The sequence below is a fragment of the Aminobacter sp. P4_H6_2 genome (assembly GCF_056400805.1).
This window is the reverse complement of the sequence record NZ_JBFUKO010000590.1, coordinates 1-3,328: the sequence shown is the minus strand read 5'-3', so window position 1 is coordinate 3,328 and position 3,328 is coordinate 1. Positions and strand designations below refer to the sequence as shown.

Sequence of the window (3,328 nt, the reverse complement as noted above, 5' to 3'; positions counted from 1 at the left end):
CTATTACCCCGACAGGGCGTGATCCCATTGTCCTGAGTCTCACYGGAACCGACGCTGCCCTCAAGGCTCTTCGAGCATGCCAAGAAGCTCAATAGAGGGATACATGCACATGTCGACCAGACCGCACTATGGGTGCAGTTAGTTGCCAAGGATTCTCCCGCCGGATTGCTGGCGGGCGAATTCGAAAAGCCTAGTACCCGTTCCGCAGCAGCGTTATAGCTGATATCGAACTCCCCAAGAGAACCTCTTCTTGTTATTGGCGAAACCATAATCGCCCTAATATGACCTCTCATTGCATTCCTATTTGAGGTGTTGATTGCCGGACGAAATTAAGCGAATTGATCGACCAGCCTTGGAATAAGATCCACTGAGTGCGCACAAAGGCGACCGCGTGAGCAGCGTTGAACTTGGAATTGCGTCCGTACCTGGTACGTTTGGTTGACTTTCCGGGACAGATCTTACGGACCGAAATCGGATGTTTTCGGAACCTTCTCCAAAGTTCAATTTACGGGAGGCCTGCTACGTACAGAAACAAACATGCTCGCCTGCAAGCTGACGGGCGGCTCGACCACGATCGGAACGGTTTCGGTACATTCCCATGACTCAACATCGTACTCGAAGAAGAACCGCGGCAACCATTGTACTTGGATTGGTCGTTGCATATCTGCTTGTCGCATACTTCATTGTGCCTGACATCTGGCTCTTTCGGGATGCATCACGAGTGGCTGATTTCGACAGCATGGTGACGCATACGGATCAGGACATTCCTGGCGATCCAATAAATGTCGGCCTCGTCGGCTCAAAGGAGCAAGTGATCCGCGCATTCGCGGCCGCGCATTGGGATCCTGCAGATAAGATCACGCTACGCTCCTCAGTTGATATCGGCCTCAGCGTCGTTCTACATCGACCCGATTTGGATGCACCCGTCAGTCCACTTATTTTCGAGGGTAGGAAACAAGATCTGGCTTTTGAAATGCCTGTTGGGGACAGTGCTGACCAGCGCCATCATGTGCGTTTCTGGCAGACGAAGAAATCGGACAGCGAAGGGCGTCCGATTTGGCTCGGTTCAGYCAGTTTCGATCGCGGGGTCGGACTCAGTCATGACACGGGCCAGATTACCCATCACATAGGACCCGATGTGGATGCCGAACGAGACTTGGTAATCGGCGATCTCACAAAAGCCGGGGAGATTTCGTCCAGCTACGAAATTCCCGGGGTTGGCAACACCAAAGACGGCAGAAACGGTGGCGGCGATCCGTACTATACGGATGGCAAGGCTCTCATCGGCAAACTGAAGTAGTGTCCCGCTGTGCCGGATGCCCGGCTGGAATGCGTGGCATTCTTGTCCGCGAAAATGTCGGAAAATGGCACAACCGCGAACTCCAATGGTCGCCAGCAATGTCCGCTTTCAGGCGTTAGCAACGGTCACTTCAATGGCCGCTACTAGGCGCAAAGCTGTCGGTCGCTTCGGCTGACCAAACGTCAAGTATCACTTGTCCACGGRAAGCGGACGGACAGGTTTCCACCACCCCAAAGTTGACATTCGTCCTTATGCCCGTGAATTGCCCACTACGGCATCGCTATGTTGCGCGCCATGTCAGGAAGACGGTTCGTCGGTATCTCGTTCGGCGTGCCAGCCGGGCAGCATTGCTGCTCGTTGCCGTCAACGCGGCAGCGCCGGCCACGGCCGAGCCGATGGCCCATTGCAACGGGCCGCAACGGACAATTTGCGTCGTCGACGGCGACACCGTCTGGATCTCCGGCGAAAAAATCAGGCTGGCCGGCATCGAGCGGCTTCGACCGCGTGTTGATTGCAGCCCCCTGCTCGCCCCATATCGGACAGCTTTGTGCCGAAGGCACCGTCGTGGGTGCCAAGGTGTTCCTGCATGAGATCGTCAGCATCAAACCAGGCTGGCTTTGCACAGACTATCTGCAACTGGTGTCGGAGCATTGGCTCGGGCAGGCGAAGGAACTTGGGCTCGAGCTCGTCGGCGCATTTCGCACCGCCATGTGCAACGACTCAGAGGTGGTGCTGATCTGGGCGATGCAGGAATGGGGGGCCCGTGTAAGCAAGGCGCAAGGCGGCCAGCCATTCCAGACATGGCGCGCCAAGACCAAAGAAGTCGCTCTCGACTGGGTCGGGCATTTGATGTGTTGGGCACCCGCCTCTCCGCTCAAGACTGGCGTCCAACCTTAGGTAAGACGACGGCAATACGTTCATTCGCACGACAGCGACGAACTCGGATGGGAACGGCCACTCGGTATCAGTTCACCAAACCATCGAGGATGTGATCGCTCTGGGAGGAAGAACGGCAGCGTTTGTTGTCACTTGGCCCAACCTTTGTGCCGCGCCGCAAAGCCGCGACTTCTGAGGCATAGAGAAGATTGCTATAGCTCATGCTTAAACATATCGTGAGCTATAGAAAGGAGCCCTATAACTCATGGTGTGGAATTGGCAGCAGGCCGACTGGCCTAATTTTACCTACGACAAGAAGGTACTGGAGCCGCTAGAAAACGACTTCCTGTTGCGATCGGGCGAGTTCCTGGGAGTCTTTCGCCATGTCGGTTCTCACGAACGCGACCAGATCCGCATCGATCTCATCAGCGAAGAGGCCTTGAAGACGTCGGCGATTGAGGGGGAGTATCTAAATCGCGAAAGCCTGCAATCATCCCTGCGCCAACAACTTGGTTTGTACAGCACTACCAGGCGCATTCCGCCTGCCGAGCGCGGCATCGCTGAAATGATGGCCGACGTGTATTTGCATTTTGCCGATCCGCTCTCGCATCGCACGCTCTGTGCTTGGCATAAGATGGTGATGTCGGGTGAGCGGCGTGTCGAGGCCATTGGCAACTATCGCCAGCATGCCGATGCCATGCAGATCGTTTCCAATCGGCTGGATAAGCCAAAAGTTCATTTCGAAGCTCCCCCTTCGGTGCGTGTGAAAACCGAAATGGACGCCTTCGCTACGTGGTTCAACGATACTTCGCCCAAAGGCAAGCTGCCGCTTCCTGCGTTGACACGTGCCGGTATCACGCACCTTTACTTCGAGAGCATTCACCCGTTCGAGGACGGTAATGGCCGCATAGGACGTGCTCTGTGCGAAAAAGCTCTGGCGCAAAACCTGGGTGAGCCCAGCCTCATCGCGTTGGCCTACACGATCGAACGGCACCGCAAGGCCTATTACGACAACTTGGAGTCCAGCAATAAGAGCAATGCGATTACGGAATGGCTGCTCTATTTCGCCAACACGATCCTTGAAGCGCAGCGCGTAACGCTCGCGCGTGTCGAATTCTCCGTCGCCAAGGCCAAGTTTTACGAACGCTACCG

3 protein-coding genes are annotated in these 3,328 nt (G+C 55.6%); all 3 read left to right on the top strand.

Going from position 1 to position 3,328, the window contains the following annotated elements:
* Window positions 1-598: 598 nt before the first annotated feature.
* Window positions 599-1,300: an LssY C-terminal domain-containing protein gene (locus AC1DUU_RS27070; protein WP_476786441.1), complete on the top strand. Its 702-nt coding sequence runs from the start codon at window positions 599-601 to the stop codon at window positions 1,298-1,300.
* A 564-nt stretch (window positions 1,301-1,864) separates the two neighbouring features.
* Window positions 1,865-2,197: a hypothetical protein gene (locus AC1DUU_RS27065; RefSeq protein ID WP_476786440.1), complete on the top strand. Its 333-nt coding sequence runs from the start codon at window positions 1,865-1,867 to the stop codon at window positions 2,195-2,197.
* Window positions 2,198-2,441: 244 nt separating this feature from the next.
* The coding region (locus tag AC1DUU_RS27060; protein ID WP_476786439.1) for a Fic family protein at window positions 2,442-3,328 on the top strand (887 nt) is incomplete at its 3' end.